This is a genomic window from Mycobacteroides sp. PCS013 (assembly GCF_049532645.1).
In the GTDB taxonomy this organism is placed as follows: Bacteria; Actinomycetota; Actinomycetes; order Mycobacteriales; family Mycobacteriaceae; genus Mycobacterium; species Mycobacterium gwanakae.
Genome location: NZ_CP150131.1, coordinates 3,081,423 through 3,106,966 on the forward strand (window position 1 = coordinate 3,081,423; position 25,544 = coordinate 3,106,966).

28 protein-coding genes are annotated in these 25,544 nt (G+C 64.9%); 6 read left to right on the forward strand and 22 right to left on the reverse strand.

Translation table 11 applies throughout. From position 1 onward, the window contains the following. Together RHO23_RS15400 and RHO23_RS15405 are read left to right on the forward strand one after the other, a co-directional pair. Positions 1–618, forward strand: coding sequence for a dTDP-4-dehydrorhamnose 3,5-epimerase family protein (locus tag RHO23_RS15400; RefSeq protein WP_070915354.1), 618 nt, complete (start codon positions 1–3; stop codon positions 616–618). Between the two features lie 45 nt (positions 619–663). Beyond that, the gene (locus RHO23_RS15405; RefSeq protein WP_070941375.1) at positions 664–1,542 is read left to right on the forward strand and encodes a DUF4190 domain-containing protein; all 879 of its coding nucleotides are present in this window, start codon (positions 664–666) and stop codon (positions 1,540–1,542) included. Here the strand turns inward: RHO23_RS15405 and map are convergent, their stop codons facing one another. The 5 genes from map to RHO23_RS15430 form a co-directional block, all read right to left on the reverse strand. Next, entirely contained in the window at positions 1,543–2,337 is a 795-nt protein-coding gene (gene map, locus RHO23_RS15410) for a type I methionyl aminopeptidase (RefSeq protein WP_030096728.1), read from the reverse strand. It lies immediately after the preceding gene. Between the two features lie 24 nt (positions 2,338–2,361). Then, the gene (locus tag RHO23_RS15415) at positions 2,362–2,907 is read right to left on the reverse strand and encodes an adenylate kinase (protein ID WP_030096727.1); all 546 of its coding nucleotides are present in this window, start codon (positions 2,905–2,907) and stop codon (positions 2,362–2,364) included. Continuing rightward, positions 2,904–4,232 (reverse strand): preprotein translocase subunit SecY, encoded by a 1,329-nt coding sequence (secY, locus tag RHO23_RS15420; protein WP_030096726.1) that lies wholly within the window; start codon positions 4,230–4,232, stop codon positions 2,904–2,906. The genes RHO23_RS15415 and secY overlap by 4 nt, the downstream gene beginning before the upstream one ends. A 129-nt stretch (positions 4,233–4,361) precedes the next feature. After that, positions 4,362–5,618: a haloacid dehalogenase-like hydrolase gene (locus RHO23_RS15425; protein ID WP_030096725.1), complete on the reverse strand. Its 1,257-nt coding sequence runs from the start codon at positions 5,616–5,618 to the stop codon at positions 4,362–4,364. A 5-nt stretch (positions 5,619–5,623) separates the two neighbouring features. Beyond that, positions 5,624–6,490 carry a hypothetical protein gene (locus RHO23_RS15430; protein ID WP_423488037.1) on the reverse strand — a complete coding sequence of 289 codons (867 nt, stop codon included), beginning with the start codon at positions 6,488–6,490 and terminating at the stop codon, positions 5,624–5,626. A gap of 163 nt (positions 6,491–6,653) precedes the next feature. Between RHO23_RS15430 and RHO23_RS15435 the strand changes: the two genes are divergently transcribed. Beyond that, positions 6,654–7,571, forward strand: coding sequence for a class I SAM-dependent methyltransferase (locus RHO23_RS15435; RefSeq protein WP_064409488.1), 918 nt, complete (start codon positions 6,654–6,656; stop codon positions 7,569–7,571). Here the strand turns inward: RHO23_RS15435 and RHO23_RS15440 are convergent. Both RHO23_RS15440 and sppA read right to left on the reverse strand, forming a co-directional pair. Further along, positions 7,568–8,707 carry an AI-2E family transporter gene (locus RHO23_RS15440; protein ID WP_070915817.1) on the reverse strand — a complete coding sequence of 380 codons (1,140 nt, stop codon included), beginning with the start codon at positions 8,705–8,707 and terminating at the stop codon, positions 7,568–7,570. The two genes, RHO23_RS15435 and RHO23_RS15440, sit on opposite strands and share 4 nt — an antisense overlap. A gap of 84 nt (positions 8,708–8,791) precedes the next feature. Further along, positions 8,792–10,543 carry a signal peptide peptidase SppA gene (sppA, locus tag RHO23_RS15445; RefSeq protein ID WP_423488038.1) on the reverse strand — a complete coding sequence of 584 codons (1,752 nt, stop codon included), beginning with the start codon at positions 10,541–10,543 and terminating at the stop codon, positions 8,792–8,794. A 105-nt stretch (positions 10,544–10,648) separates the two neighbouring features. Here sppA and RHO23_RS15450 point away from each other — a divergent pair, with 105 nt between their 5' ends. The 3 genes from RHO23_RS15450 to RHO23_RS15460 all read left to right on the forward strand — a co-directional run bounded on the left by RHO23_RS15450 (position 10,649) and on the right by RHO23_RS15460 (position 14,360). After that, positions 10,649–12,229 (forward strand): sensor domain-containing protein, encoded by a 1,581-nt coding sequence (locus RHO23_RS15450; protein WP_423488039.1) that lies wholly within the window; start codon positions 10,649–10,651, stop codon positions 12,227–12,229. A gap of 7 nt (positions 12,230–12,236) precedes the next feature. Further along, the gene (locus RHO23_RS15455) at positions 12,237–13,040 is read left to right on the forward strand and encodes a hypothetical protein (RefSeq protein WP_423488040.1); all 804 of its coding nucleotides are present in this window, start codon (positions 12,237–12,239) and stop codon (positions 13,038–13,040) included. A 90-nt stretch (positions 13,041–13,130) separates the two neighbouring features. Further along, entirely contained in the window at positions 13,131–14,360 is a 1,230-nt protein-coding gene (locus RHO23_RS15460) for a serine hydrolase domain-containing protein (protein WP_423488041.1), read from the forward strand. Positions 14,361–14,487: 127 nt separating this feature from the next. On the opposite strand, the gene rplO is transcribed toward RHO23_RS15460, so the two are convergent. The 15 genes from rplO to rplN all read right to left on the reverse strand — a co-directional run bounded on the left by rplO (position 14,488) and on the right by rplN (position 25,447). Further along, positions 14,488–14,928, reverse strand: coding sequence for a 50S ribosomal protein L15 (gene rplO, locus RHO23_RS15465; protein ID WP_030096716.1), 441 nt, complete (start codon positions 14,926–14,928; stop codon positions 14,488–14,490). A 3-nt stretch (positions 14,929–14,931) separates the two neighbouring features. Next, positions 14,932–15,114, reverse strand: a complete 183-nt coding sequence (gene rpmD, locus RHO23_RS15470; RefSeq protein ID WP_005055719.1) for a 50S ribosomal protein L30 — start codon at positions 15,112–15,114, stop codon at positions 14,932–14,934. Next, positions 15,107–15,772: a 30S ribosomal protein S5 gene (rpsE, locus tag RHO23_RS15475; protein ID WP_030096715.1), complete on the reverse strand. Its 666-nt coding sequence runs from the start codon at positions 15,770–15,772 to the stop codon at positions 15,107–15,109. Before rpsE ends, rpmD begins: the two co-directional genes overlap by 8 nt. 28 nt (positions 15,773–15,800) lie before the next feature. Next, positions 15,801–16,208 carry a 50S ribosomal protein L18 gene (gene rplR / locus RHO23_RS15480; RefSeq protein ID WP_030096714.1) on the reverse strand — a complete coding sequence of 136 codons (408 nt, stop codon included), beginning with the start codon at positions 16,206–16,208 and terminating at the stop codon, positions 15,801–15,803. Positions 16,209–16,210: 2 nt separating this feature from the next. Continuing rightward, positions 16,211–16,750 (reverse strand): 50S ribosomal protein L6, encoded by a 540-nt coding sequence (gene rplF, locus RHO23_RS15485; protein ID WP_423488042.1) that lies wholly within the window; start codon positions 16,748–16,750, stop codon positions 16,211–16,213. 15 nt (positions 16,751–16,765) lie between these two features. Further along, complete coding sequence (gene rpsH / locus RHO23_RS15490; RefSeq protein ID WP_030096712.1) at positions 16,766–17,164, reverse strand: 30S ribosomal protein S8; 399 nt, start codon at positions 17,162–17,164, stop codon at positions 16,766–16,768. A 262-nt stretch (positions 17,165–17,426) separates the two neighbouring features. Beyond that, positions 17,427–17,918: a hypothetical protein gene (locus RHO23_RS15495; protein ID WP_064409493.1), complete on the reverse strand. Its 492-nt coding sequence runs from the start codon at positions 17,916–17,918 to the stop codon at positions 17,427–17,429. A gap of 56 nt (positions 17,919–17,974) precedes the next feature. Beyond that, a complete protein-coding gene (gdhA, locus tag RHO23_RS15500; RefSeq protein WP_030096710.1) occupies positions 17,975–19,327 on the reverse strand; it encodes an NADP-specific glutamate dehydrogenase in 1,353 nt (450 codons plus the stop codon). Positions 19,328–19,384: 57 nt separating this feature from the next. Beyond that, positions 19,385–19,912, reverse strand: coding sequence for a hypothetical protein (locus tag RHO23_RS15505; protein ID WP_044105301.1), 528 nt, complete (start codon positions 19,910–19,912; stop codon positions 19,385–19,387). A 411-nt stretch (positions 19,913–20,323) separates the two neighbouring features. Further along, complete coding sequence (locus RHO23_RS15510; protein ID WP_082822456.1) at positions 20,324–22,339, reverse strand: acyltransferase family protein; 2,016 nt, start codon at positions 22,337–22,339, stop codon at positions 20,324–20,326. A 48-nt stretch (positions 22,340–22,387) separates the two neighbouring features. Further along, positions 22,388–23,902, reverse strand: coding sequence for a carboxylesterase/lipase family protein (locus tag RHO23_RS15515; protein WP_064409495.1), 1,515 nt, complete (start codon positions 23,900–23,902; stop codon positions 22,388–22,390). A gap of 108 nt (positions 23,903–24,010) precedes the next feature. Continuing rightward, on the reverse strand, positions 24,011–24,196 hold the full coding sequence (locus RHO23_RS15520; RefSeq protein WP_005055692.1) for a type Z 30S ribosomal protein S14: 186 nt from the start codon (positions 24,194–24,196) through the stop codon (positions 24,011–24,013). Between the two features lies 1 nt (position 24,197). Then, complete coding sequence (rplE, locus tag RHO23_RS15525) at positions 24,198–24,761, reverse strand: 50S ribosomal protein L5 (RefSeq protein ID WP_030096706.1); 564 nt, start codon at positions 24,759–24,761, stop codon at positions 24,198–24,200. Beyond that, positions 24,761–25,078 (reverse strand): 50S ribosomal protein L24, encoded by a 318-nt coding sequence (rplX, locus tag RHO23_RS15530; protein WP_030096705.1) that lies wholly within the window; start codon positions 25,076–25,078, stop codon positions 24,761–24,763. Before rplX ends, rplE begins: the two co-directional genes overlap by 1 nt. After that, on the reverse strand, positions 25,079–25,447 hold the full coding sequence (gene rplN, locus RHO23_RS15535; protein ID WP_005055680.1) for a 50S ribosomal protein L14: 369 nt from the start codon (positions 25,445–25,447) through the stop codon (positions 25,079–25,081). Positions 25,448–25,544 lie beyond the last annotated feature (97 nt).

Genomic DNA, 25,544 nt, shown 5'->3' on the forward strand with positions numbered 1-25,544 from the left:
GTGCAGATTCGTGAGTTATCGGTGCCCGGCGCCTTCGAGATCACTCCGGTACAGCATCACGACAGCCGTGGGGTGTTCCTCGAATTGTTCAAGGGCGCAGCGCTTGCCGAGGCCATCGGCCACCCGTTCGATCTACAGCAGGCCAACTGCTCGGTATCGGCGGCCGGTTCGCTGCGCGGGATCCACTTCGCCGACGTGCCACCCGGGCAAGCCAAGTACGTCACCTGCCTGACCGGTTCCGTATATGACGTAGTGGTCGATATCCGTGTTGGTTCACCGACATTCGGCGCGTGGGACGCTGTGCTGCTGGACCCTCGAGACCGCCGGGCGGTCTACGTGCCCGAGGGTGTCGGCCACGGGTTCCTCGCCCTCGAGGACGCCTCGACGGTGGTCTACCTGTGCTCCGCCGGGTATGCCCCGGGCCGCGAACATGGCATCAATCCGCTGGATCCCACGATCGCGATCCAATGGCCGACCAGCCGACCCGACGGCACCGAGCTTTCGCTAGTTGTCTCCGAAAAGGACAGTGCTGCACCATCATTAATCGATGCCCAGGAGTCAGGTCTGCTTCCTGTCGCATCCGAGGTGCAGGCCTTCCTGGCGAACCTTTCCGGCTGATCGGCGAATCTTCCCACGCCACCGCGTGTTTGCTAAAGTCCGTACATGACGCAACCGCCTTCGGGGCCGCCGCCCTCGGATCCCGGGCCACCGGAGTTTCCGCCGTATCCGACTCCGACAGGCCCCGGGTACCCGCCGGTCGGGCCACCCCCAACGGGTGGATATCCGCCCGTTGGCCCGGCAGGGCCTGCGGGTGTCGAGCCTTATCCGCCCTATCCCCCGGCGAACCCGGCGGGTGGGTACCCACCGCCACCTCCGGGATACCCATCGGCGCCCTACGGTTATCCCGGGGCGGGCACCTATCCCCCCGTGGAAAGTGCACGGAGCACCAATGGATTTGCCATCACGGCGCTGATCTTCGGCATCATCCCCTGCCTCGGCGGAATCCTGGGCATCATCTTCGGCATCCTGGGCCTGAACCAGATCAAGCGAACCGGTCAGAACGGCCGCGGGTTGGCCATCGCGGGCATCGCGCTCGGCTCCCTGTGGGTGATCGCGTCGATTGTCGTGATCGCGGCGGGCATCAACGACAAGCCCAAGCGTGACGATTCCGGACACGTCACCCAGTCCGGCGATATGGATGTCACCCAATTGCGCGTAGGCGACTGCGTGGCCGATCTGGGCGACAAAGACTTCTACACGACGACCAAGGCGATTCCGTGTGCGCAGCCGCACAAGGCAGAGGTGTACGCACTGCTGCCGCTGTCCGGGAGCTCCGTGCCCCCACAGTCCGTACTGGACGAGAAGGGTAATGAGGGCTGCAGCACCGCGCTGGAAAGCTACTCCCCCAGCGCATTCGAGGACGACGGGGTCGAGATCACCTACCTCTACCCGACCAAACGTTCGTGGGCGCAGGGTGACCACTCGATCGCCTGCGTGGCCGTCTTCAGCACGGAGCGCACGGCGTCCATCAAGGGCAAGTAGCTACGGGCGCAGCGTCAGGATGCGGGGGCCGTCCTCGGTGACGGCCACCGTGTGCTCCCAGTGCGCGGCCCGCGATCCGTCAGTGGTGACCACGGTCCAATCGTCGGCCAGCACCCGGGTCTGAGTGGTGCCCAGCGTGAGCATCGGTTCAATGGCGAGCACCGACCCCACCGCGAGGAGTGGCCCCTTGCCGGGGGCTCCCTCATTGGGCAGGAACGGGTCAAGATGCATCGAGCGACCGATACCGTGGCCGCCGTAGCCATCCACGATTCCGAATGCCCGGTCGAACTGCTTCTCGGCCGCCCGGGTGCCCAGCTCGATCGCATGGGACACGTCGGTGAGCCGGTTTCCCGGAATCATCGCCGCGATACCGGCCTCCATGGACAGGCGGGTGGCTTCCGACAGCGCCTCGTCGACGGGGATGACCGTGCCCACCGCAAAGGTCCACGCGGAATCCCCGTGCCATCCGTCCAGGATCGCGCCACAGTCGATGGAGACCAGGTCACCGTCGGCCAAGACCGCTGTCGCCGAAGGTATTCCGTGGACCACCTGATCATTGACCGAGGAGCAGATCGAGGCCGGGAAACCGTGATAGCCCAGGAACGACGGCACCGCGCCGGCGTCCCGGATCACCGACTCGGCCACCTGATCCAGCTCCAGCGTCGAAATGCCCGGCTTCGCGGCGTCACGGACGGCGACCAATGCGGCGCCCACGATGGCGCCCGCGGCGGCCATGGCATCGAGTTCTCCGGCGGTGCGCTGCTCCACCGTCTTCTTGCGGCCGAAGAGACCCACTAACGACCCACTGCTGACTCGCCGCTACCGGCCCAGAGCCTGCGATGTCCGCGCGAAGACTTCGTCCACGGTGCCGACGGCATCGATGGTCTGCAGCACGCTCTGATAGTACTCCAGCAGCGGTGCGGTCTCGGCGCGGTACACGTTGAGCCGGTTGCGGATGATGTCCTCGGTGTCGTCGGCGCGGCCGCGGCCCAGCAGCCGCTGCACCAGCTCTTCCACCGGCACCCGGAACTCCAGCACGGCGTCGATCTTGACCCCGCGAGCCTCTTCCATCGCGGCTAGCGCATCAGCCTGATCCACGGTGCGCGGGAACCCGTCGAGGATGAAGCCGTCGGCGGCGTCGGCCTCGTCGAGGCGCGCTTCGACCATCTTGTTGGTGACCTCGCTGGGCACCAAGTCGCCGGCGTCCAGGTACTGCTTGGCCTGGATTCCCAGCTCGGTGCCTTCGCTGATGTTCGACCGGAAAAGGTCTCCGGTGGAGATCTGCGGAATGCCGAACTTCTCCGAAATCAGTTGCGCCTGCGTGCCTTTGCCTGCCCCGGGCGGGCCGAGTAACACCACTCTCACTTCAGGAACCCTTCGTAGTTACGCTGCATCAACTGGCTTTCGATCTGCTTCACGGTATCGAGGCCGACGCCGATCATGATCAGTACCGCAGTTCCACCAAACGGCAGGTTCTGCATACCACCGGAGTTCCCGATCTGCAGGAATAGGTTCGGCAAGATCGCGATGACACCGAGGTAGATCGAGCCCGGCCACGTGATGCGGTTGAGCACGTAGCGCAGGTAGTCAGCGGTCGCACGGCCGGGGCGAATACCGGGGATGAAGCCACCGAACTTGTTCATCTCGTCGGCACGCTCGTCGGGGTTGAAGGTGATCGACACGTAGAAGAACGTGAAGAACACGATCAGCGTGAAGTAGATCGCGATGTACCAGTAGTTGCTGGGATCGGTCAGGTAGGTGCTGACGAATCGATCCCACCAGCCGGTCTTGTCCTTCCCACCGCTGCGCACGAGCTGAGTGATCAGACCCGGGATGTACAGCAGCGAGGAGGCGAAGATGACCGGGATAACACCGGCCTGGTTGACCTTCAGCGGCAAGTAGGTAGAGGTACCGCCGTACATGCGCCGACCGACCATGCGCTTGGCGTACTGGACGGGAATGCGGCGCTGGCCCTGTTCGACGAACACCACACCGACCACGATGAGCAGCGCAGCCACACAGACGGCGGCGAAGGTGACACCACCGCGGCTGTCGAGGATGGTCTTGCCCTCAGCAGGGATCCGGGCCGCGATGCCGGCGAAGATCAGCAGCGACATACCGTTGCCGACTCCGCGTTCGGTGACCATCTCACCGAGCCACATGACCAGGGTGGATCCGGCGGTCATCACCAGAACCATCACGCTCAGCGAGAAGATCGACTGGTCCGAGACGATCTCGTCCTTGCGGTCACAGCCCTGCAGCAGGTTTCCGCTGGCACCGAGCGCGACGATCGAGGTGGACTGCAGCAGCGCCAGCGCGACCGACAGGTAGCGGGTGTACTGCGTCATCTTCGCCTGGCCGGACTGGCCTTCCTTGCGCAGCTGCTCGAACCGGGGAATGACCACGGTGAGCAGCTGAACGATGATGCTGGCGGTGATGTACGGCATGACGCCGACCGCGAAAACCGACAGCTGCAGCAGCGCGCCACCCGAGAAGAGGTTGATCAGCGAGTAGATCTGCGCCGAGTCGCCACTGCTGACCTGTTCGACGCAGTACTTGACGTTGGCGTAGTTCACGCCGGGAGACGGCAGGGTCGCACCCAGCCGATAAATGATCACGATCCCGATCGTGAAGAGGATCTTCCGCCTCAGGTCAGCTGTCCTGAGAGCAGAGACAAAAGCGGAAAGCACACATCCTCCTGCGCATCCTGCAGCTCGCCATGTGATCTGCTAGATGAATCAGCTGGTGATCCCAGCGTTGGGTAACCGTTTCGGCGGCCGTCAGGGCGCGCCCGGGCCGGATACGAGACTAACAGTTCGCTACATACCGGTGGAGAAGACGGTGTCCTTCTGGTCGGGGATGACGGTGCCATCGGTACGCAGCAGCGGGCCCGTACTGCCATCCGGGTTGGTCCGGCCGTCTGTCGCGCACAGGTACGGCTCCATACGCTGCGGATAGGGGTCGATGAACATCGGATTGATCAACCATTTGCCGTCGGCGTTGTCATAGGCCCGGCACATGAGTTCGGTCTTGTTCCGGTTGATGACGAGGTGGGCAGCGGTGGCATCGTCGACGAAGGTGACGTCGGTGGTCGAGTCCCCGGCGGCAAGAATCTGCCGTTTGTTGACGTCGTAGGGCTCGAAGGCGGCGGGGCCCTGCACACCGAAGACCACCTGGTTGGCCCAGCAGCGTTTGCCGTCGACGTAGGTGATCACCGTGTCGGCACCATCGGGTTGTCCGCCGCAGCCCTTGACGTGCGGCGTCTGCCTTCCGTTGGCGTCATAGACGCTGCGCACTCCGATCACCTGATTTGTCGGAATCCCGATTTCCGGTGACCACACCTTGGCCACCACCTCCGAGGACGCCGAGATCACCCAGGTACTGACGCCATGGGCCTGCAAGGTGGCAATGAGGTCCTTGATCTGCGGATAGACCCGCACATACCCCGGCACGGTGGTGGTACCGATGGTCTGAGTGGCTCCGATCGGCGCATCCAGGTTCTCGCGCTTGGCCGCCTGCGCGAATTGCGCGACCTCGTCGGCGGTGTAGCCGGCCGTCAGCGCGACCGTCCACACGTACGCGCCATTGCTCCAGCGCTGGTTGTATCCGGTGAAGGCTTCCTGTTCGTCATGGGTCTTGCCTTCGCGGATCGCCAGGATCTCGTCGGCGCATGCCGCGTTGGTCGAGGTGGGCAGCGGCCGGCCGGCGGGGGTTGCGGTGCCACATGCCTCACGCAGCGCGGTGGCCGCCACCTCGGTGATGTGACGGCTGGTGGAGTGCCAGTCTCCCGGTTGGCGGATCTTGTCGTGCCGCAGCATCCAGGCCAGGGTCGCATCGGAGATGTCGTTCTTGACTTCGGTGTTGTCCCAGTCGAAGAGCGCGATCGCCTTGGTGGGGCGCTTCCAGGTCCCGGTGCACGTGCTGTTGGCGTCGATCGCGGCCTGTAGCCGTTCCCTGACCTCGCCGTACCAGGGCAAGGTGGGGTCCAGCTGGCGGCATCCCGGCGCCGCGGACGCGGCGGGAGTACCCACATTGCATGCCGCAACGGACAATACGACGGCAGCAATCCACCTCATGGCATTCACCGGCCGAAATTACCACCGCGCGTCCGTGATTCGGGGCTGGTCACCGAACGTTCACCGGTATTTCCCGTGTAGCGAGACCGAATCTGCGCGGCTCGCTGCCAAATGCGTTCTCGCAGTTGCTCGATATCGGCCGGATACGGCGCCGACAGAACGTCGGCTCGTGCCTGTTTCGCGATGGCGACCTCACGGCGATAGTTCAGGAAGATCTGAATCTCACCGTCGCGGTCGGCCAGGTACTCATAGTCCGTGTGCCACGGCTCCGTAATGCGCATCAGTTCGGCATAGGTGGCCCACTGCCGCAATGTCTGCGGCCCGCCCGCCAGCACCAGCACTCCGCCGATTCGTTCGACGCTCTCCCACCCGGCCGATGCCGGCGTGTACGGGTACTCCCGTTGCCCCGCGGGCAGCTGCCGCCACGCCCGGAACTCAGCGGCCCTGCTGTCGAGTCCATGGGTGCGCCAGCGCACGGTTCCGTCGGGCGTACTCGGCGGACGCCGACGCAATGCCCGGGCCGCCTGCCGGGTGAGCACGGTCAGATGTGACGGCAGCAGCACAATCGGGTCCGCGGGCTCGGCATCGAACGGATTCAGATCGAGATGCGCACGGTCGATGAGCACCAGCGTGCCGGGTTGCCGCTGATAGGCCAGACCCCACAGCAGCCGTGCCAGCATCTTGGCGCCGGGCTCATCGGATAACACGTGCCAAGTTTCATGAAACCGGTTGGTGGAGAAGCGCACATCGGCCTCGGCGCGCAGCGTGATGATCGTGTAGGACCTTCCGTCGAGCAGCACGGAATGCCGGTGCAGCTTCATCACGCTGCCCGGTGCCGCGGCCGCGTGTGGCCGCACCGCTGTATCGGCCACGTTCACCTCCTGATCTCTCGGCCGCCCACTGTGCCGGAACAGCAAACACCTCGATCCGGGTCGCACGCAACCGAATTTGCGCAGGCCACGGGCCCGGGGGTGCGCAATCCCGGAGCGCGGCGCACTATGGTCGGGGCACCCCGACAACCCCTAAGGAGCCTCGATGACGCGGACCGATGACGACAGCTGGGATCTGGCCTCGAGCGTCGGGGCGACGGCGACGATGGTGGCAGCCCAACGAGCGCTGGCCAGTCGCGTACCCAATGCGCTGATCAACGATCCCTACGCGGAGCCGCTGGTGCGCGCCGTCGGCATCGAGTACTTCGCCAAGCTGGCCTCGGGTGATTTCGACCCCGAGCAGATGGCCGGTTTGGTGCAGCTGGGCATCACCGTGGACGGCATGGCCAACGGAATGGCAAGTCGCACCTGGTATTACGACACCGCCTTCGAGTCCGCCACGGCGGCCGGAGTGCGCCAGGCCGTCATCTTGGCGTCCGGACTCGACACCCGGGCCTACCGCCTGAATTGGCCGGCGGGCACCACGGTGTACGAGCTCGATCAGCCAGATGTGATCGCGTTCAAGACCGACAACCTGGCAGCACTAGGAGCATCGCCCAGCGCCGAGCGCCGGACTGTAGCGATCGACCTGCGCGACGACTGGCCATCGGCCTTGAAGGCGGCCGGCTTCGATCCCGGGCAGCCGACGGTGTGGTCTGCCGAGGGACTGCTGATCTACCTACCGCCGGAGGCACAGGATCGGTTGTTCGCGTCGATCACCGAGCTCAGTGCGCCGGGTAGCCGCCTCGTGTGTGAGCAGGTGCCCGGCCTGGAGACCGCCGATTTTTCCAAGGCACGCGAGCTGACTCGTCAATTTGCCGGAGACACACTGGATCTGGATATGGAATCGCTCGTCTACGCCGAAGAACGTCAAATGGCGGCGGACTGGCTGGCCGAACACGGATGGTCGGTGGTCACCGAGGAGAACGAGGCACTGTACGCACGGCTCAACCTGGAGCCGCCGAACCCATTGCTGCGCACCATATTCCCGAACATCGTGTACGTCGACGCGACGCTGGGCTAGCTCGCCACCCGCGAACGCAACCATGTCCACCAGGCCCGCCTCGGCGCCTCGGGTTCGTCGGTATCGGAGCTCTCAAACGGAACCCCTTTATAGACGGCCAGATACACGTCGATCGTGGTCACGATGACGATCATCAGCACCGGGCCCAGCATGATTCCCCAGAAGCCGAAGGCCGCGATACCCGAGAAGACCGCCAGCAGCATCAGGGCGGGATCCAGACGTGCTCCACGCGGTACCAGGAAGGGGCGCAGCACATTGTCGATGTTGGAGACCACCAGCAGGTGCCAGGCGATGACGAACAGCCCGCCGACCGGGTGGCCGAAGAGGATCATGCCGATACCGAACGGAATCGTCACGATGCCGCCCCCGAGCGGGATAATCGACAATGCGGTCAGCAGTATCGCGAAGAAGAAGAAACCCTGCCGGAACCCGGCGACATAAATCGACGCAGCACCGGCGACACCCTGCGCCATCGCAATCACAAACTGCCCCTTGACCGTTCCGCGCACCATGGCACCGATCTTGTCGAGGTACAGGTCGGTGATCTCCTCCCCCAGCGGATTGAGCTGCCGCAGCAGGTTGAGCACCTTGTCCTGCTTGACCAGGAGTGAGACGAACACGTACAGGAAGATGATGCACGCCGCGACCGCCGACGCGACGCTGCCGACCGCGCTCTGCAGCACCTGCAGCACCCCTTGCCCGACGTTCTCCGCCAGCGATGCGATCGACTGCCGCAGGCTGTCCGGGGTCAACTGCACGTGCACGAATGGGATCCGGGCCAGGACGTCGTTGACCACCGCGAACGCCCGTTGCCCGAGTGCGGTCATATCGGTGTCGTCCACCCAGTTGGAGACACTGTCGACCATGCGGGTGATCTGTACGGTCGCAACGTAAACCAGCGCACCGACCGGGACCACCACCGATCCCAGCGCGCACAGCAGCGTCAGGGTCGCGGCCACACCCGAGCCGAATCGCCGGCCCAGGCGCCGGTACACCGGCGTGAACAGATACGCGGCCACCCCGGCGACCACGATCAGGATGAAATAGCCGCGCAGAAAATAGATACCCACCGCGATACCCACCGCGGTGAGGACAGCGAGCACACGTCTCTGAAATACGGTCAGTTCGGTGTTCACACCACGCCCTTCCGCCGGCAGCTGCACTCGACACGTTAGTCGGTGTCAGCCCCCATCCCGGCGAAACATGCTCGTGCGGTGCGACTAGAAGCGGTAGTCGCCCAACATCATGGTCTGGGCGCCGCCAATGGATCGCTGGGCACGCTGCACCGTTTCCAAGGCCAATTGCGCCACCCGCCCGAGCACCGCATCGGTGACGGCCGCGGCGGCGGGCTGCGAGGACGTCCGCTGCCGCAGCATCGCCGTCAGCGGTGAACTCGGGAAGCTCGCGATCCGCACATCGTCGTCGGGATCTATGTCCGCGAGCTTCTTGGCCTTGGCCACCGCCTCGCGGAACCCGCCGAGTTCATCGACCAGGCCATGCGCCAGCGCATCCCTGCCCGACCAGATTCGGCCCTGCGCAACCGCTTTCACGGCGTCAACACTGAGGTTTCGCCCGTCGGCGACCCGCTGCACGAAATCTTCGTAATGCATGTCGATCTCGGCCTCGACGAGATCGCGCTGCTCGTCGGTGAACGGTTCGTTACTCGACCACGCATCAGCGTTGGCGTTGGTGCGCAAGGTGTCCGAGGCGACCCCGAGCTTCTCCTTGAGCCCACGGGTGATGAACTTTCCGGTGATCACCCCGATGGATCCGGTGATGGTGCCCGGGTTGGCGAGGATCGCGTCGGCACCCATGGCCACGTAGTAACCGCCGGATCCGGCGACCGCACCCATGGACGCCACCACTGGCTTGCCCGCCTCACGCGCCCGGATCACTTCTCGCCAAATGGTTTCCGAGCCGTTGACCGAGCCGCCGGGGCTGTCCACACGCAACACGATGGCGGCCACCGAATCGTCGGCGACCGCGTCGCGCAGCGCCTCGGCGATCACGTCACCTCCGCTGGCCGGTCCGGGCGGAAAGAGCCGGGGCCCGCTGCGGCCACTCACGATCGGTCCCGCCAGGGTGACCACGCCGATGGTCGGCCGCGACGGCCGCCCGGGCAGTGCGGGCAGGCTCGGCACCTGTGGCCGGGTGGCCCGGGCGTAGCGCGCCAGATACAGCAGCGGGGGTTCCTTATCGGCGTGCACACCGGTCAATTCACCGATGCGCGCATACGCCTCATCGCGATATCCGATGCGGTCGACCAGGCCTGCGGTCACCGCATCGGTGCGCCGCAGCGGCGCCCGGTCTGCCAGGGCGTCCACCTCTGCCGGGTCGAGCTTGCGCGATGCGGCGACACCGTCGCGAACCTGTTCGGACAGGCTTTCCAACAGCCGCCCGTCGGCTTCCCGCTGCGCCTCGGTGTAGCCGTCCTCGGTGAACAGGTTGGCCGCTGATTTGTACTGACCGCGCGTGAGGAACTGCGCCTCAACCCCGGCCTTGTCGAGAGCACCGCGCAGGAAGGTTCCGCTGGCCGCGAATCCGATGAGTCCCACGGTGCCGGACGGTTGCATCCACACCTCGCCGAAGGCCGACGCCAAGTAGTAGGCCAGGGTGCCCGGGTAGGTTTCGGACCACGCCACGCTCGGCTTGACCGCGCTGAACGCCTCGATGGCGGCCCGCAGCTCTTGGACGGCTCCGGCAGCGGCGGGCGGGATCTGCACCCGGGCGATGAGGCCGGCCACCCGCGGATCGTCGATCGCACGGTGGATGGCGGCAATGGTGTGCCGCAGCGACAGCGGCCTGCTCGCTCCGGAGAAGACCAGGCCCAGCGGATCGAAGCTGGCGGTTTCCGGCGGCACCTCGAGCAGATCGAGTTCCAGGATGCAGTCCCGGGGTACTCCCCGGTGACGTGCGGTGTCGACCTTGGCCAGCAGGTCGTTGACGTCCGTGGGCGTGGTGAAGGCGAACATGCCTTGAGCGTACCGACGAATGCGGCAACGCTCGCGGCTACAAATCCGTGCTGCTGTTCTGCTCGGCGCGTAGGGTCTGAACCATTCGCTGGCGGAGGGGCAACGATGACACGTGTACAGAAGACAACGGCCAAGAAGCTGTTGGCTCAGGTCGCTGCGGTACTCGCGGTCACCACGGTATCGGGGTGTATCGATACGTCCGGGTCACGCGAACTGACCTCATCGCAATCGACGTCATCGACGACGGCCGCCCCCGCCCGCAGCTATCCGGGTTTGTTTCCCGAGTATCGCGGCAAGTTTCACCCCAACCACACCGATCTGGGTGGGCGGAACAATGCCGAGCTTGCCGGTCTACTGCCCGTGGCCGCGGACTTTCCTGGACAAGGGGACACTCGCGCGCCGGATATCGCCGCCGATGACGGCTCCGGGCTGGGCATGCATGGCCAGACGGACGGTGAAACCCGCCCGCCCGAATGCCTCTACACACCGTTCGGTAAATCCTTCTCGAGGACACCGGACGGCTCGGACTGGAACCTCTACTACGCGGCATCGACGCTGCACGAAACAGATCCAGCCGGTGGCCGCATCGTCGTCACGGTGAATCGTGAACGCGAAAACACCGACGTATTCGCATTGACCACCGACTGGATCAAGAAATGCGGCCAGTACGACAGGGCGTTTCCGACATTCGCCAAGCCGGAGGTGCGTAATCGGCACGTCACCGACACCTTCGCGCCCGGACCGATCGTCGACGGAGTGCAGACCTACGTCTACACCAGCGCCAGCACCGACCTTGATGACACCTCCGCCGATAAACAGTCGTCGGGGGTGCGCGGACAACGCGTGCTGCTCGCCAGGGTGCGCTCGGTGGTGTTCGAGGTGGAAGGCACCGATCCGGCCGACGCGGGCCTGCTGGATCAGCTGATGGCCACCACCATCGCCAACGCCAAGCATGCGCCGCCGCCCGCCGATCAGAACGCCGGACGATTGGCCGGGCTGCCGGCCTGCGACACCGTCGCGGCCCAACCCGGAATTCCACAACCGGATCCGGCGCTGGATTGCACAATTCGCACCTCGGACGGCAGCGGGGTGATCTTCGAGGTGCTGGGCACTCCCACGGGAACCATCCGCGTGTTCAACGGCAGTGGTGCACAGCTGCAATCCATTCGCGTCCCCAATTCGATCTTCCAGCAGCGCGTGCCCTTCCTGCAGGACCTGGATCAGGACAAGCGCGAGGAGCTGCTGGTGGTCAGGGCAACCGGCGACCCGGCGGGCGATCTCATGGATGTGTGGCGCTCGCGGCCCAACTCCGATCAATTCGACATGACCGGAACGATTTTCGGCGTCCCGCGATTCTGGCTGACGTCCGATCGATTCATCGGAATCTTCTCGCGCAACGGCGCCGACGCCGGAGTGGCAGCGCTGTTCCGGTTCGTCGACAACAAGCTGGAGGTGCTGGCGCTGCTGGATACCGAAAGACGCGTCGACAACAAGCCTCTCGACGATCCGAAGTGGCGCCTGAACGCCAACGTCAAATGTGCGATGAACGTGTCCGATGACCCACCCGGAGCGCTGGGGGCACGGATGGATGCGTTACGCGCAGCCGGTGTCGACCCGGCCACAGCCGCGGAACATTTCTGCCTGCAGCCGTGGGTACCAACGCTGTACCGGCAGGGCACGCGGTGAGGTGCGCATGACAAAGTGGCACGCCACCATACTTCTCGGCGCAGGATTGACGCTCGCGGCATGCACACATGGCGGCATCCACCACTCCGGAACACCGACGAGCTCGGCGCCGAGTCGGCTCGACGCTCTACCGCTGTGCTCGTCGATCAAGCCACAGGCCATCGAACCCGACCCAGACCCGGCGCTGGACTGCGTGCTGCGGTCCAAGGATTCGGCGAAGCTGACATTCGAGGTGCTGGGTACGCCACCGATCACCGTCAAGGTCTACGAGCCCAACGGAACTGAGCGACAGACCTTTACCGTTCCCGTCAACAAACCGGAACGAACTCCCCCGCTCCTCGCCGACCTGGATCGCGACGGCCGCGACGAGCTGATCGTGGTGGACACCGTCGGCTCCGATGGTGATGTCCTGAATGTGTGGCGGGCCAACAAGGATTCGGGGAAGTTCGCCCAAGCGGGACAGGTGATCGGCTATCCGGACTTCCGGACTACCGATGAACACTTCACCGCGTTCTACGCCAGCACCGGGGCCGGATCGGGCAGGGTTTCCCTCTACCGGTTCGTCAACGACAAGGTCCTGGGACTCGGATCGCTCTTCGTACAGGCAGCGGACTGGCCGGATCCCCCCGATCCCGCCCGCACCTGGTACACCAACGGAAACACGCTGTGTTCCTTCAACTACGACGACGTTCCCCCGGGGCAAGCCGAGAAGACCAATCAGGCTCTGACGGACGCGGGCGTGGACCCGCCCGCCGCCCAGGACCGATTCTGCAAACAGGCCTGGGTCGCCGACATCTACCGGAAGCGCTAACCGGACGTAACCAACGCGGGTGCGGAGATGATCCTGACCTAGACGACTGAATCACCGCCCGGCCCGCGTGCCCGATGGTATGACTGTCGAATGACGCTCAAGATGACGGTGTCACCTGCTCTGATCGGCGGCGATGTCGATGAAGGGTACGGCAAGATCGCCGATGCATTCCGCGCCAACTTCGCGCGCGGAGACGAAATCGGTGCCGCCTTCTCCGTATACCGCGACGGTGTGAAGGTCGTCGACCTATGGGGTGGTTACCGCAACGGCCTCACCAAGGACCCGTGGCGTGAAGACACCATAGTCAACATGTTTTCCACCACCAAAGGTGTTGCATCCCTTGCTGTCTCCGTCGCCGCATCGCGCGGGCTGCTCGACTACGACGCGAAGGTCGCGGACTACTGGCCGGAGTTCGCCCAGGCCGGTAAGGCCAATGTCACGGTGCGTCAACTGCTGTCCCACCAGGCCGGGTTGCCCGCACTCGACGCGCCGCTGAAGCTGGCAGACCTGACCGACCCGATCAAGGTCTCCGCGGTGCTTGCCGCCCAAAAACCAGCGTGGACGCCGGGCACCCGACATGGCTACCACGCACTCACCCTGGGGTGGTACGAATCCGAGCTCATCCGTCGCACCGACCCTGCCGGCCGCACCATCGGACGGTTCTTCGCCGACGAGATCGCCGCTCCGCTGAGCCTGGATCTGCACATCGGATTGCCCGCCTCGGTGGACCGCGGCCGGGTGGCCGAACTACATGGCTGGAAGCGGCACGAAGCATTGCTGCACCTCAACACCATGCCGCCCCGATTTGTACTGGGACTTCTGAATCCTCGCGGCCTCACCGGCCGAAGTGCCAACCTGCCCAACGATATCGATGCGATGACCGACTTCAACCAAGAGAAGGTGCGTACCGTCGAGATGCCCGCCGCCAACGGGATCGGCTCGGCCCGCTCGGTGGCTCGCGCATATGGTTGCGCGGCAACCGGCGGGGCCGAACTCGGTCTGACACCGGCGACCCTCGAAACGGTGACAGAGCCCGCAGTCCCTCCCAGCAGAGGTATCCGCGACAAGGTGTTGCATGTCGACTCGGTGTTCTCGCTGGGGTACTGCAAACCGTTTCGCGACTGCGTCTTTGGGTCCTCCGGGAAGGCATTCGGCACCCCCGGGCTCGGTGGATCGTTTGGCTTTGCCGACCCCGACACCGGTATCGGATTCGCCTACGTGATGAACCGATTGGGCTTTCACCTGTTCAGCGATCCCCGCGAACTGGCGCTACGTCAGGCACTGTTTCGGGATGTGCTGGGCACACGTCCGCAGACATGAGCCTGCTGCTTCGCCGAGTGCATACCGCACGCAGGCAGTTCACGCGATAGCTCTGCTCCTGGTATGCACTCGGCGAAGCAGAAAGGGCGCCCACCCGAAGGTGGACGCCCTTTCTGGAAAGCGGTTACTAGGCCTCGTTGACCGATCCGCCTGCGGCGGTGATCTTCTCGCGAGCCGAGTCGCTGAACTTGTTGGCAGTCACCGACACCTTGACCTTGAGGTCTCCGTTGCCGAGCACCTTCACCAGCTCGTTCTTGCGCACCGCACCCTTGGCAACCAGGGCCTCGATGGTGACGTCGCCACCCTCGGGGAACAGCCGCTCGATGTCGGCCACGTTCACCACCTGGTATTCGGTGCGGAAGCGGTTCTTGAAGCCCTTGAGCTTCGGGAGCCGCATGTGGATGGGCATCTGCCCACCCTCGAAGGTCACCGGCACGTTCTTACGTGCCTTGGTGCCCTTGGTACCGCGACCCGCGGTCTTACCCTTGGACCCCTCACCACGGCCGACGCGGGTGCGCTCGGTCTTGGAGCCCGGGGCCGGGCGTAGGTGATGCAGTTTGATGGTCATTGCTTACTTCACATCCTCGACGGTGACCAGGTGGCGAACCACCTGGAGCAGGCCGCGGGTCTGCGCGTTGTCCTCACGGACAACGGTCTGGCGAATCTTGCGCAGACCCAGTGTCTTCAGACTTTCGCGCTGCTTCCATCGGGCTCCGATGGTGCTGCGCACCTGGGTGATCTTCACGTCAGCCATGGCTGCCTCCCTGTGCTGCCGCAGCTGCGAACTCGGCGCGGGCCCGGAGCATGCCGGCCGGTGCCACGTCCTCGATGGGCAGACCACGCCGGGCCGCAACCTCTTCGGGGCGCTGCAGCTGCTTGAGCGCCGCGACGGTTGCGTGGACCACGTTGATGGCGTTGTCGCTACCCAGCGACTTGGCCAGGATGTCGTGCACGCCGGCGCATTCAAGCACCGCGCGGGCAGCGCCACCGGCGATCACACCGGTACCGGCCGAGGCCGGACGCAGCATGACGACACCGGCGGAATCCTCGCCCTGAACCGGGTGGACGATGGTGCCACCGATGAGCGGAACGCGGAAGAAGTTCTTGCGAGCCTCGTCCACACCCTTGGCGATGGCGGCCGGAACTTCCTTAGCCTTGCCGTAGCCGACGCCCACCAGACCGTTGCCGTCTCCGACGATCACCAGTGCGGTGAAGCTGAACCGGCGACCACCCTTGACGACCTTGGAGACGCGGTTGATGGTGACCACGCGCTCCAGGTAGTTGCTCTTCTCGGCGTTGTCACGCCCACCACGACGGTCGTCGCGGTTGTCACGGCGTCCACGGCCGCCGTCGCGACCCTCGTTGGCGCCGCCCGCATTGTCGGGAGCGCCCGAATTGCGCTGCGCCATCATGCATTCCTTCCGTTGAAAGTCACGAACATCAGAACACCAACCCGTTCTCGCGGGCGGCGTCGGCGAGTGCGGCGATCCGGCCACCGTAGGTGTAGCCACCGCGGTCGAACACCACGGTGTCCACGCCGGCGGCCTTCGCACGCTCGGCGATCAGCTGACCGACCCGAGCACTGCGCGCCTTCTTGTCGCCGTCCACTGCCTGCACGTCGGGCTCGATGGACGAGGCCGCCGCCAGGGTGGTGCCGGTGAGATCGTTGACCAGCTGCACGTGGATGTGGCGGGCCGAACGGTTGACGACCAGACGTGGCCGTGCGTCCGTGCCGGACACCTTCTTGCGCAGACGTGCGTGGCGGCGCAGACGCGAGGTGCGGCGCACCTCCGAGACACTCTTGCCGACGGGCTCGTGCTGCTTCGCTTCTGTCTTCGTTTGAGCCATGGTCACTTACCTGTCTTTCCGACCTTGCGGCGGATCTGCTCACCCTCGTAGCGAATGCCCTTGCCCTTGTAAGGGTCGGGGCGACGCAGGCGGCGGATGTTGGCCGAGATCTGGCCAACCTTCTGCTTGTCGATTCCGCTGACCGAGAACTTGGTGGGGGTCTCGACCGCGAACGTGATGCCCTCAGGCGCCTCGATCAGCACCGGGTGGCTGTAACCGAGCGCGAACTCCAGGTTCGATCCCTTGGCGACGACGCGGTAACCCACGCCGAAGATCTCCATCTTGGTGGTGTAACCCTGTGTCACACCGGTCACCAGGTTGGCGATCAGGGTGCGGGACAACCCGTGCAGCGAGCGGTTGCGCCGCTCGTCATCGGGACGGGTCACCACGATGGCGCCCTCGTCGTTGCGCGAGACCGCAATCGGCTCGCTCACTGTCAGTTCCAGAGTGCCCTTGGAACCCTTGACGGAGATGTTCTGGCCGTCGATGTTGACGTCCACTCCGGCGGGAACCAGCACTGGCTGCTTTCCAATACGCGACATGTTTCTAGTCCTCCCCTACCAGACGTACGCGAGGACTTCGCCGCCCACGCCCTGTCGGGCCGCCTGGCGGTCGGTGAGCAGACCAGTGGACGTGGAGATGATCGCCACGCCGAGGCCACCGAGAACCTTGGGCAGATTGGTGGATTTTGCGTACACACGCAGACCGGGCTTCGACACGCGGCGCAGTCCGGCGATGCTGCGCTCACGGCTGGGGCCGTACTTGAGCGAGACAACCAGGCTCTTGCCCACGCGGGCGTCCTCGGTGCGGTAATCGGTGATGTAGCCCTCGCGCTTGAGGATCTCGGCGATGTTGGCCTTGATCTTCGAGTGCGGAAGGGTCACCTCATCGTGGTATGCCGAGTTGGCATTGCGCAGACGTGTCAGAAAGTCTGCGATCGGATCAGTCATAGTCATGACAGAGTCCATCAACCTTTCTCGCCGCGGTTCCCATACAGCACGCTCGTACTGGTTCCCGTAAAGGGCCTGGTACATCCCGTGGTGGGCCTACTGCGAAGTGATCTTCCGTATCTGACCGGGTTCGGTCAGGGGTCGTGCATCGATAGTGCGATCCATGGAGTCTGAAAGCACATACCGACCGGCCATAGGCGAAACACAGCCCAGGCAACCGGTCAAGTGTAGGTGACCTGGACGTACCGACCAAATCGACGGCGGCAGGTCAGCCGGTCGGTGTCAGCGTGAACGGCAGCCAGTAGGTGCCCGGTCCGTCGTCGGGGCATCCCGGCGCCCCCACGGTGAACGTGCGCTCGCCCGAAAAGCTGCCATCGCCGTTCGGGATCAGGAAGTCGGACCGGTCCGCGATCACCGCGCCGCCATCGCTGCAGTGGAACGGATAGTCCGAGGCCGATTCCCATCGATCGTCATTCCACCGGTAGTCGAACAGTGCGGGCGCATCGGGATTGTCGGCAAGCTCGGCCAGCCGCAACCAATGCGCGACACAGCCCTGCGCGCCGCAGGTGGTGGTGAAGCTCGCGGCCTGGGTCGAGGGCTCCGAGGCGTCGGGCCTGCCCTCGAATGTCTGCCGCGAATGGTCCAGGTAGGTGTCGTAAGTGCCGTACAGCGGCACCGGCTCGAGCCGGTCGGCGTGCGCCACCGCGGCACCGCCCAATGCCGTGACAACCGCGAGCGCCAGCGCGCTGTACCTGCGCATATGTCACTGATAACACAGCACATGCACGGCCGGGGCCGAACCGCCGAACACGGTTCTCAGATGACGCCCAGGGCCACCATCGCATCGGCGACGCGGGTGTATCCGGCGAGGTTGGCGCCAGTCACATAGTTTCCGGGGTCGCCGTAGTGATCCGCCGTTTCCACGCAGGTGCTGTGGATGGACCGCATGATCGACTGCAGGCGGCTTTCAGTCTGCTCAAACGACCACGAGTCACGGCTGGCGTTCTGCTGCATTTCCAGTGCACTCGTCGCCACTCCGCCGGCGTTCGAGGCCTTGCCGGGGGCGTACAGCACCGCCGCGTCCTGGAAGTACTTCACCGCCTCGGGAGTGCACGGCATGTTGGCACCCTCGGCGACCAGCTGCACGCCGTTCTCGATGAGCCTGCGGGCGTCCTTGCCGTCGAGTTCGTTCTGCGTGGCGCACGGCAGCGCGACCTGGCAGGGCACCTCCCAGATCGTGCCGTCGGTGACCTGACGCGCTCCGCCACCGCGCTCCTGGACGTACTCGGAGAGCCGGCCCCGCCGGACCTCTTTGATCTCCTTGAGCAGTTCGAGATTCAGGCCGCGTTCGTCGACAAGGTAGCCGTCGCTGTCGGAACAGGCGATGACCTTCGCGCCCAGCTGCTGGGCCTTCTCGACGGCATAGATCGCGACGTTCCCCGCGCCGGACACCACGACCGTCTTGTCGGCCAGAGATTGCGCACGCATCGCGAGCATCTCCTGCGCGAAAAGCACGACGCCGTAACCGGTGGCCTCGGTACGCACCTGAGATCCGCCCCAGGGCAGCCCCTTACCGGTCAGCACGCCCGATTCGTAGCGATTGGTGATGCGCTTGTACTGCCCGAACAGATACCCGATCTCACGCTGACCCACGCCGATATCACCGGCGGGCACGTCCGTGTATTCGCCGATGTGCCGGTACAGCTCGGTCATGAAGGACTGACAGAAGCGCATGATCTCGGCGTCGGAACGCCCCTTGGGATCGAAATCGGATCCGCCCTTGCCGCCGCCGATCGGGAGGCCGGTGAGCGCGTTCTTGAACATCTGCTCGAAACCGAGGAACTTGACGATCGACAGGTTCACGCTCGGATGAAAACGCAGACCGCCCTTGTACGGGCCCAGCGCGGAGTTGAACTCCACCCGATAGCCGCGGTTGATCTCGACAGCACCGTCGTCCCTGATCCATGGGACCCGAAAGATGATCTGCCGCTCGGGTTCGCAGATGCGTTCCAGGATCGACCAGCGGTCATAGTCCGGCGTCTTGCCGACCAACGGGGTAAGACTGGCCATCACCTCGTAGACAGCCTGCTGAAATTCCGCCTCCCCCGGGTTACGTGCGAGGACGGTCTGGAAACGCGGCTGGAAGACGGGGTGCAGAGCCTCAGGCATACCTAATAGAGTGCACCACAGCGCATTTGGCTAACCAAGCGGCATAAGACCGCGAGGCTAGGCCGCAGGTGCGGGCGCGGTGGCCAGTGCGTTGCCCTTGATCGTGTAGAAGAACGTGCCCTGTTCGGTCTGCGTCCTGATCAGGCCCGGTCCGGCAGCCTCGGGATGCCCGTCCACCACTCCGACACGCGACAACTTGGGGTTGGTGCCCACCGCGTGCCAGATCGCCCATTTTCCGTCCTTGACGCGCGCATCCACCTGAACCAGCAGATCGTCACGCCCGTCCTGGTCGATGTCGAGCAGCTCGACATCGGCGTTGCCGAGGAAGCCCTTGAAGGGCTCGGAGATCGTCTGCACGACCTTCCCATCCGCAGCACGCACTGTGACGGTGGTGGTTGCCCCTTCGGGCTGAGGTGTGCTGCTCGTCTCGAAGCGCAGCCCCAGCTGATCAGTGGACTGCAGTACCCCGGGATCCGCGCTGGCCACACCGGGAAGCGCCACAAGCGCCAGCGCTGCGAGCGCCGCGACGCCGGTGGTGCGCAACCGCGCCTTGCTGATTTCTCGTCGACCCTGCGAGACCTGCATCGGTGTGTCCATTCGTCATATTTGCTCAGACATGATTTCTTCGACCCCTCTCGCTAACCAACCCTCCAGATCAGCGAGTTTGTCGAGCCACTGCCGGACTATCAGCAATGTGGCCTCACAAAGGTATACCAGCTGGACCGCCGCCGCTAACTCAGCCATTCGTTGCGAGATGCGCAACACTGCGCAGAGAACTCCAGCACAGGCCACAGCCCCGCAACGTTCCTGGCCTGCTGACACACGCCAGGCGCTGAATCGATAGCAAAGTGTCCGACTACCCAGGCCGCATTCGACAGAGGCGCGAGCGCCGGTTCACCGGAACTCGCTGGCACAGCGGCGAAGGTTGCTGAGTCAGAATTGGTCGAGCCGCCGAAGGTGTGCCGGGACACCACCGGTGACGGCGCGCGTGTCGACTCACGGGCGGGCGCGTTCAGCGATGAGACGCGCGAATTCCGGCTGCAGCCGTTGAGCTTCGCCCACGGTGATGTGTCCGCCGTCGCGCGCTACCCACCGAGAATCGATGTTGGTGCGACATACGCCATCCGGACAGACCACCGGCCCCAGGTCGATGGTGGACACCCCGACGAGCCCCTGGGCGGCACGCTGCTCGGCGGCCGCAGCCGTGTTCTGCTGGCGCTGAACTTCTGCCAACGCCTCGGAGCGACCGCACCGGGAGGGCGACAGCCAGACCTCGTACCCCGGGCACTTGTACAGATCCCAGTTCACGAAGTGCGGCAAGGTACGCACCACCACGACGGGGACACGCGCCTCCGATAGCTTCTGCAACACCGCGGCCATGCCCAGCTGCCACAACCGGCCCTTACCGGCGTCATCAGTGATCCATTCCTGCGTATCCGGAAGCCGGAACCGCACATGTTGATCGGCCAGGAAGTAGTCACTCGAGGCGGAGGCGATCACCACCAGGCCCGGGCGGACGTCTGCCAGCGCACTCGTCCAACGCTGCACGAAGTCGGCGCAGCCGGGTGGCGAAGGATCCAGCACGAGCTCCACGAAAGGGCAGGCGGCGTTTGTCGCGAGAAGCATCGACCGGTTTTGCTGCGTCGCCGCCGGGACGAGCGCCTCGGCGAACTGTCCGGCATTGGAATCGCCGACGAGGACGACCGACCGCGAATCGACATCCGCGCCTTGGGGCCACAGACAGTCCAGACGGGTCTTTTCGGCATCCGGCATGTTGCCGACGCACCCTCTGCCGACATCCAGATGGGCTGCCCGCTGCGCACGCGCGTCGCGAATCTCCGGTGTGGCTATCTGCGCGGCACCGAATGTCACAGCCGAAACGAAGACCGCCACGCCGACCGACGCCGCCGCGAGTCGCGGCGCGCGCAGATCGGCCAGTTTCCGTCCCGTCCGGATCGGGTCCTCGACATACCGTTTGGACAACCAGGCCGGAAGCAACGAGAGCACGCCCACGCAGGGCACCAGCCATCGGTGCTCGGCGCCGAGCAGATTGTTGGCGAAAACGATGAGCGGCCAGTGCCACAGGTACCAGCTGTAGGACAGATCCCCGATCCATTGCATCGGCGCCGACGACAGCGACCAGCCGACAGGCTGGCGCGACGGTACGGTCCCAGCGATGATCAGCAGGCCCGCGCCCAGCACCGGGACCAGCGCATTGATTCCTGGAAAAGGGTCTGCCGCGGATATCGCAACGGCGCCCCAGGTGACGCCGGCCGCGCCGAGCGCCGCTATCGGTAACGCGACTCGGGTATCCCATCGGCGTATCCGGCTCTCCCCCAAGGCGATCAGCGCACCGACGCCGAACTCCCATGCGCGCGTAGGCGAGCTGTAGAACGAGAAGGCCGCATTGTGCGCATGGAACGGGAGACCATCGCTGGCCGTCAGATAGATCGCGAGCAGCAGCGATACCACCGACAGCGCCAGAAGCAGCGAGAAGGTGACAACCAAGCGACTTGCCCGCCGACGGGCCGCCACGTAGGCAGCCAACGCCATCGTGGCTGGGAAGATGAGATAGAACTGCTCCTCGACCGCCAGCGACCAGGTGTGCAGGAACGGATTCATCGCCGCCGGCGCCGCGAAGTATCCGGAGGGCTCCAGGAAAAGCACCGCGTTCGAGACGAATAGGGCTGCGGCGGCGGCCGTTCGTGCCGCGACCTGCATTGACCCCAGCGGACTTTGGATGACTGCGGCGATCGGCAGCACCACGACGATCAACAGGGCGAGCGCGGGCAGCAGACGGCGTACCCGGCGCGCATAGAAGCGACGCAGATCGATGTGGCCCGTCCTGCCGGTCTCGCGCAGCAGCAGTCGGGTGATCACAAATCCGGAGATGACGAAGAAGACATCGACGCCGATGAATCCACCGGGAACCGGGAGACCGCTGTGATAGGCGACCACCAGCAGAACGGCTACCGCCCGCAAACCTTGGATATCTCGCCGGCGGTCAACCACCGGCTGAGTCTAGATGACGAGCGTTCCCAGATCGGCCCGCAGCGGCGGCTACCGCCAGTACCCACACTGATGGCTGTCGGCGAAGCCCGCCATCGGCTTGGGCGTCGGTGGCGCCAGACGCAAGAACGCACCTCCAGGCGCATATTTGGGCCATTCCGGTTGACCGCCGCCGTTGGGATTCCCGGTCTTCACGAACTGTGCCCAGTAGCTGATCATCTGCGTGGACAGGGCCGCCGATTCCTGACTCAACGGTCTGGACAGATCGAACAGGTAACCCAATTCCGAACCGTGCGAGGCGCCCAACGGCAACGGCGCGCCTTGATACTGCTGCTCTACCGGTGCGGCGGGGTCAGCGAATTCGTAGGCGTACACCGGCGCCTTCCTGACCAGGGCCTCGGCCATATCGAGGGTCGGGCACGCGTAGCTGTTGTCGGTGTCGATCGCCGCCAGCGCGGCGAGCACGTTCCCGCCGTACGCAGACAAGGGATATCGCCGTCCGAGTTCGGTGGCGCGGTCCGCGTACTTGCTTTCCAGCGCACGTTGATACTCCTCGGCGCCGGGCACGGGCTTGTGCTGATACTGCTGGGCCTCGAACACTGTCGCCTCGTTGGCGTTACTGCCGATGAGGACGGGGACGGGAGACGACAGGCCGCTGGTGAATGCGTCCAGTGGCGGCGCCGGAAGCTCCGGTGTCCCGGTCACCGGGCTCACCGGCAGTCCAATGCCGGTGAACTGTGGCGAATCCCGCAGCGCATCAACCGATAACGCGCGCAAGCACGCGGCAACACCGGGCCCGGCCGGGCAACCCACGTCGGCCGCATAGGCGATGCTGTCACGGACGGCGGACGAGACGGGGGCCTGTGCCTGGCACGGGGCACTCTCCATGATGGCCGACCGGAACAGCCCGGAGGCCTTCGGCGCCACCATCAGATCGCACACCGATACGCCGCCCGCCGATTGGCCACCGATGGTTACCTGACCGGGGTCACCACCGAACGCGGCGATGTTGTCACGCACCCAGCGCAGCGCCGCCTCCTGATCCAGCAATCCGTAGTTGCCGATCACATCGGACAGGCCCGGTGCGGCCAGGAATCCCAGCGTCCCCAGCCGGTAATTGATGGTGACCACGGCAATCCCGCCCTGGGCGGCCAGTTTTCGCGCGTTGTAGCCGACACCGTTACCGGCGATGAAGGCACCGCCGTGAATCCACACCAGCACCGGCACCTTCCCCTGGGTGTGGCGCGGCATCGTGACGTTGAGGACCAGGCAGTCCTCGCTCTGGGTCAGATCGCTCTCGGCCCCAGGCTGCGGGCATTCGACGCCCGGGCCCGTCGCATCGCGGGTGTCCGACCACGGCTCGACGGGTTCTGGCTCGGTGAACCGTCGCGGGCCGACCGGCGGTGCCGCGTATGGAATAGCGGTGAAGACACGCACCTCGTCGTCGATGTGGCCGCGCACCGCGCCCGCACGGGTGTTGACGATCGTCGGGTCCGCGGCTGTGGTGGGACTGCATGCCACGACGGCTGCCAGGAGCATCAGCACAGCCAATAGCAACCGCGTCATGTCTCGCTTCTCGGGCACGGGCGCAAGCGTAATGGCCTGAAGGTCCGGACCGCTGGAGAGACGACAATAGGCCGGGACTCGATGAGTCCCGGCCTATTGATCAGTGGCTTACCAGCTGCTCTTGTGAATGCCTGGCAGCTCGCCGGCGTGTGCCATCTCCCGCAGGCAGATTCGGCACAGGCCGAACTTGCGGAACACGGCATGCGGACGGCCACACCGGTTGCACCGGGTGTACGCGCGCACGGCGAACTTGGGCTTCTTGGCGGCCTTGTTGACCAGAGCCTTCTTTGCCATATCAGTTCTCCTTGAAGGGGAAGCCGAGCTGGCGCAGCAGGGCCCGTCCCTCGTCGTCGTTGGTCGCCGAGGTGACGACGGTGATGTCCATGCCCCGCGGGCGGTCGATGGAGTCCACGTCGATCTCGTGGAACATCGACTGCTCGGTGAGACCGAAGGTGTAGTTGCCCTTGCCGTCGAACTGCTTGGGCGACAGGCCGCGGAAGTCGCGGATACGCGGCAGTGCGATGGACACGAGACGGTCCAGGAACTCCCACATGCGGTCGCCGCGCAGCGTGACGCGGGCACCGATCGGCATGCCTTCACGCAGCTTGAACTGTGCGATGGACTTGCGAGCCTTGCGGATCTCCGGCTTCTGGCCGGTGATCGCGGCCAGGTCGGTGACGGCGCCGTTGATGAGCTTGGCGTCACGCGCAGCGTCGCCGACACCCATGTTGACGACAACCTTCACGACGCCCGGGATCTGCATCACGTTGGCGTACTTGAACTCGTCGTTCAGCGCGGTCTTGATCTCTTCGCGGTAGCGAGTCTTCAGACGGGGCTGTGCGTTTTCGGTAGTGGTCATCAGATGTCCTTCCCGTTGCGGCGGGAGATGCGGACCTTCTTGCCGGTCTCTTCGTCGATGCGGTAGCCGATACGAGTGGGCTTACCGTCGGAGTCGATCACCATCACGTTCGACACGTGGATGGCGGCCTCCTGGGTGACAATCCCACCGGACTGCGCGCCACGCTCATTTGCCGACTGTGCGGTGTGCTTCTTGATACGGTTCACGCCCTCGACGAGGACACGGTTGCGCTCCGGGTAGGCCGCGATGACCTTGCCCTTGGCGCCCTTGTCCTTGCCGGCGATGACGAGAACGGTGTCGCCCTTGTGCACCTTCATTTACAGCACCTCCGGGGCGAGCGAAACGATCTTCATGAACTTCTTGTCGCGAAGCTCGCGACCGACGGGCCCGAAGATGCGGGTACCACGCGGGTCATTGTCGGCCTTGATGATGACGGCGGCGTTCTCATCGAACTTGATGTAGCTGCCATCCGGGCGGCGACGCTCTTTGACGGTACGGACTACGACGGCCTTGACGACGTCACCACGCTTGACGGTGCCTCCGGGGATGGCGTCCTTGACGGTCGCCACAATGATGTCCCCGATCCCGGCATAGCGTCGCGACGAGCCACCGAGCACGCGGATGCACAAGATTTCCTTGGCACCGGTGTTGTCGGCGACCTTCAGCCGTGACTCCTGCTGAATCACTGGTCTCTCCTACGTGACCTGGAAGTGGATGTGTGCCGGATTCCGACCCGACACACGCGGTCATGTTGTCTTCAGGGCGCGCGCCATCCCCGGGTTT

Coding starts and splice junctions, on each gene's coding strand:
- RHO23_RS15405 (WP_070941375.1), top strand. CDS start 664: ATGACGCAACCGCCTTCGGGGCCGCCGCCCTCGGATCCCGGGCCACCG.
- RHO23_RS15425 (WP_030096725.1), bottom strand. CDS start 5,618: ATGAGGTGGATTGCTGCCGTCGTATTGTCCGTTGCGGCATGCAATGTG.
- RHO23_RS15435 (WP_064409488.1), top strand. CDS start 6,654: ATGACGCGGACCGATGACGACAGCTGGGATCTGGCCTCGAGCGTCGGG.
- sppA (WP_423488038.1), bottom strand. CDS start 10,543: ATGTTCGCCTTCACCACGCCCACGGACGTCAACGACCTGCTGGCCAAG.
- RHO23_RS15450 (WP_423488039.1), top strand. CDS start 10,649: ATGACACGTGTACAGAAGACAACGGCCAAGAAGCTGTTGGCTCAGGTC.
- RHO23_RS15455 (WP_423488040.1), top strand. CDS start 12,237: ATGACAAAGTGGCACGCCACCATACTTCTCGGCGCAGGATTGACGCTC.
- RHO23_RS15460 (WP_423488041.1), top strand. CDS start 13,131: ATGACGCTCAAGATGACGGTGTCACCTGCTCTGATCGGCGGCGATGTC.
- rplO (WP_030096716.1), bottom strand. CDS start 14,928: ATGACCATCAAACTGCATCACCTACGCCCGGCCCCGGGCTCCAAGACC.
- rpmD (WP_005055719.1), bottom strand. CDS start 15,114: ATGGCTGACGTGAAGATCACCCAGGTGCGCAGCACCATCGGAGCCCGA.
- rpsE (WP_030096715.1), bottom strand. CDS start 15,772: ATGATGGCGCAGCGCAATTCGGGCGCTCCCGACAATGCGGGCGGCGCC.
- rplR (WP_030096714.1), bottom strand. CDS start 16,208: ATGGCTCAAACGAAGACAGAAGCGAAGCAGCACGAGCCCGTCGGCAAG.
- rplF (WP_423488042.1), bottom strand. CDS start 16,750: ATGTCGCGTATTGGAAAGCAGCCAGTGCTGGTTCCCGCCGGAGTGGAC.
- rpsH (WP_030096712.1), bottom strand. CDS start 17,164: ATGACTATGACTGATCCGATCGCAGACTTTCTGACACGTCTGCGCAAT.
- RHO23_RS15495 (WP_064409493.1), bottom strand. CDS start 17,918: ATGCGCAGGTACAGCGCGCTGGCGCTCGCGGTTGTCACGGCATTGGGC.
- gdhA (WP_030096710.1), bottom strand. CDS start 19,327: ATGCCTGAGGCTCTGCACCCCGTCTTCCAGCCGCGTTTCCAGACCGTC.
- RHO23_RS15505 (WP_044105301.1), bottom strand. CDS start 19,912: ATGCAGGTCTCGCAGGGTCGACGAGAAATCAGCAAGGCGCGGTTGCGC.
- RHO23_RS15515 (WP_064409495.1), bottom strand. CDS start 23,902: ATGACGCGGTTGCTATTGGCTGTGCTGATGCTCCTGGCAGCCGTCGTG.
- RHO23_RS15520 (WP_005055692.1), bottom strand. CDS start 24,196: ATGGCAAAGAAGGCTCTGGTCAACAAGGCCGCCAAGAAGCCCAAGTTC.
- rplE (WP_030096706.1), bottom strand. CDS start 24,761: ATGACCACTACCGAAAACGCACAGCCCCGTCTGAAGACTCGCTACCGC.
- rplX (WP_030096705.1), bottom strand. CDS start 25,078: ATGAAGGTGCACAAGGGCGACACCGTTCTCGTCATCGCCGGCAAGGAC.